Genomic DNA, 2,664 nt, shown 5'->3' with positions numbered 1-2,664 from the left:
GCACGGATCCGCTTCGGCTCCAGGCGCTGATCGCCCATCGCACGCGGCCGTCGCTCTCGGCGCGCGTCGAAATCGTCCGGCTGGGCGACCGGGACGTGGTCGCGGTCGAGGTGCCGGCGGCGCGCTCCCCCGTCGGGACGAGCGATGGCAAATACCTCAGGCGTGCCCTCGGCGGCGACGGCAAGCCCGCCTGTCTGCCGCTGCACTTTCACGAGATGCAGGGGCTGCAGGCCGATCGCGGCCGGCTCGACTACTCCGCGCTCGTGGTCCCCGACGCGCGCTGGGACGACCTCGATCCCCTCGAGTTCGAACGCTTCCGGCGCTTCATCCGCGAGAGCCAAGGGCGCGGCGACGCGAGTCTGGTGGACCTGCCCGATGTAGAGCTTGCCAAGGCCCTGGGGGCGATTCAGGGGAACCATGCGGTATCGTCCGTTTACGCTCTGGGACTCCTGCTCTTTGGCCGCGAGGAGAGCCTGCGTCGCCTGCTCCCCGTCCACGAGGTCGCGTTCCAGGTGTTGAGCGGACTCGAAGTCCGAGTCAACGATTTTTTCCACTGGCCGCTCCTGCGCGTGATGAACGAATTGCTCGCCCGCTTCCGCGCCAACAACCGGGAGGAGGAGCTGCTCGTCGGCATGCTGCGCGTCGGCGTGCCGGACTACCCGCCCGCAGCCTTTCGCGAAGGCGTGGCCAACGCGCTCATCCATCGCGACTACACGCGGCTCGGCGCCGTCCACGTGCAATGGCATGACGACCGCATAGAGATTTCCAATCCCGGCGGTTTTCCTGAAGGCGTACGGCTGGACAACTTGCTCGTCACCCAGCCGCGGCCGCGCAATCCGCTCTTGGCTGACGCCTTCAAGCGCGCCGGCGTCGTCGAGCGCACGGCGCGCGGCATCGACACCATCTTCTTCGAGCAGCTCCGCAACGGCCGACCTGCGCCAAGTTACGCACGTAGCAACGAGACCGGGGTGGTGCTCGTGCTCCCGGGTGGCAAGGCTAACCTCGCCTTTGCGCGACTCGTGGCGGAAGAAAGCCAGGCGCAGCGCTCGCTCGGGCTTGACGATCTGCTCCTGCTGAACCACCTGTGGATCGACCGCCGCCTCACGACCGAAGAAGCCGCCCGGCTGATCCAGAAGCCGGAAGCCGAGGCGCGCGGCCACCTGCAGCGCCTGGTCGAGGCGGGGCTTGTCGAGGCACGCGGCGAACGCAAGGGGCGGAGCTGGCATCTTGCTGCGGCGACCTACCGGCGGCTCGGTGAGAAGGCTGCGTATGTGCACCAGCGCGGATTCGAGCCGATGCAGCAGGAGCAGATGGTGCTGCAGTACGTGCGGACCAACGGCAGGATCACCCGGCGCGAGGCCGCCGAACTGTGCCGGCTCTCTCCCGACCAGGCGAAGAGGCTGCTCTCGCACATCGTCGAGCAAGGCACCCTGCGGGCCCACGGCGAGCGCAAGGGCAGGTATTACGATGCGCCGCCCATTAATATGGGCGCGCCCAAATCTACGCCCATAAAGCCCACAAGACCGTCGAGGCGAGGCCAGAAGTGATCCCCAAGGACTGCAAGCGGCTCGCGGAGGTGGACTTCCCCGATCGCCGAGGTGTCGCGGCGGGTGGGGCGGGAGAGGGGAATGCAACGGGTCAAGGCCTGGTACCGGCCGCGATCTGGAGAAAGTGAATATCAAATCGTGGAATTTCGCGGAGTTAGCGCACGGAAGGAGTCCGGTACCTTTTCTTGCCAGTACTCCGGAGTGCCAGAGCCCATCTACCAGGGCTTCAGTTGGGCTGCCCCCCAAGGGTTATATTTCCGCGGCTGCATTGATGGTCGGTGTCCCGACAGGCTGGTGAGGTAAAGGACATGATAGTCAAGGCCATTCACATCAAGAACTTCCGCTCGATCCTCGACGAGCGGATCGACTGCGACAACCTGACAGTCCTCGTCGGGCGCAACGGTACGGGCAAGTCGTCCTTCCTGAGAGCGATGGAGATGTTCTACGGCCCGAAGGCGACTGTCTCCGCAGAAGATTTCTATGCCGAGGACACGAGCAAGGAAATCGAAATCGCCGTGACGTTCACCGACTTCGGCACCGAGGAGAAGTCCCTGTTTGCGCCGTATCTTGAAGGTAACGACCTCACCGTGGTCAGGATCTTCACCCTATCAGGCAAGAAGTCCGGCACCTATCACGGAATGCGGCTTCAAAATGTGGATTTCACCCCTATCCGCGATGCCGGTGGCAAGCGCGACATTCTCGCCAAATACAAGGAGCTGCGGGAGCAAGGCACGTACTCCACGCTTCCTGTTGTCAAGAATGCCGACGACGCACTTGAAGCCATGAAGCAATGGGAGACGGCAACCCCTGGCAGTTGTAACAAGCAACGCGACGATGGACAGTTCTTCGGCTTCACGGAAGTCGGTAACGGCTACCTCGGTCGCCACACGCGGTTTATCCACATTCCTGCCGTTCGGGACGCATCGGACGATGCTACCGAGGGTAGGGGGTCATGCGTCACCGAAATCATGGACCTTGTGGTGCGACGGACGCTCGCCAGCCGGAAGGACTTTGTGGCGCTGAAGGACGACACACAGAAGAAATACCGCGAGATCATGGACCCCGCGAAACTCACGGAGCTTTCCGGGCTTCAGGCACAGTTGTCCGACACCCTGCG

2 protein-coding genes are annotated in these 2,664 nt (G+C 63.8%); both read left to right on the top strand.

The window, feature by feature from the left end; all coding sequences use genetic code 11:
* A partial coding sequence (locus tag WC529_09120; protein MFA5114430.1) for a crosslink repair DNA glycosylase YcaQ family protein occupies positions 1 to 1,547 on the top strand: 1,547 nt, incomplete at its 5' end.
* 308 nt (positions 1,548 to 1,855) lie between these two features.
* Positions 1,856 to 2,664, top strand: an 809-nt coding sequence (locus WC529_09115) for an AAA family ATPase (GenBank protein ID MFA5114429.1), incomplete at its 3' end; no start/stop codon positions are given.

The organism is Candidatus Margulisiibacteriota bacterium, from assembly GCA_041650855.1.
In the GTDB taxonomy this organism is placed as follows: Bacteria; Margulisbacteria; WOR-1; order O2-12-FULL-45-9; family XYB2-FULL-48-7; genus JALOPZ01.
Note: the sequence above shows the minus strand (reverse complement) of the source record. Positions and strands in the feature narration are given on the sequence as shown.